Source organism: Pseudomonas sp. 22526 (genome assembly GCF_052044735.1).
GTDB classification, from domain to species: domain Bacteria; phylum Pseudomonadota; class Gammaproteobacteria; order Pseudomonadales; family Pseudomonadaceae; genus Aquipseudomonas; species Aquipseudomonas piscium.
The window spans coordinates 1-333 of sequence record NZ_JBQENK010000052.1 but is presented as its reverse complement, the minus strand read 5'-3'; the positions used below and the strand labels follow the sequence as shown (position 1 = coordinate 333).

Sequence of the window (333 nt, the reverse complement as noted above, 5' to 3'; positions counted from 1 at the left end):
CGGTTCCAGCTCGGCACCCCGTGCCCGGACCGCGACTACTGCGTGCAGTACGACGAAACCGACCTGCACTTCATCCAGCGTCTGTGCGAAGAGGAAGGCCTGCATTACCACTTCCAGCACAGCCCGCAAGGCCATCTGCTGGTATTCGGCGACGACCAGACCGTGTTCCCCAAACTCGGCCAGCCCACCGCCTATATCCAGGGCAGCGGCATGGTCGCCGATGAGCCGGTGATCAAGGGCTTCAACCTGCGCCTGGAAACCCGCACCAGCCGCACCACCCGCCGCGACTACGACTTCGAGAAGCCGCGCCTGCAACTGGAAGCGGCCTATAAA

At 63.7% G+C, this 333-nt stretch carries 1 protein-coding gene; it reads left to right on the top strand.

Annotated elements, in window-relative coordinates; genetic code table 11:
- Positions 1–333, top strand: a 333-nt coding sequence (locus ACTJKT_RS31255) for a contractile injection system protein, VgrG/Pvc8 family (protein WP_440790418.1), incomplete at both ends; no start/stop codon positions are given.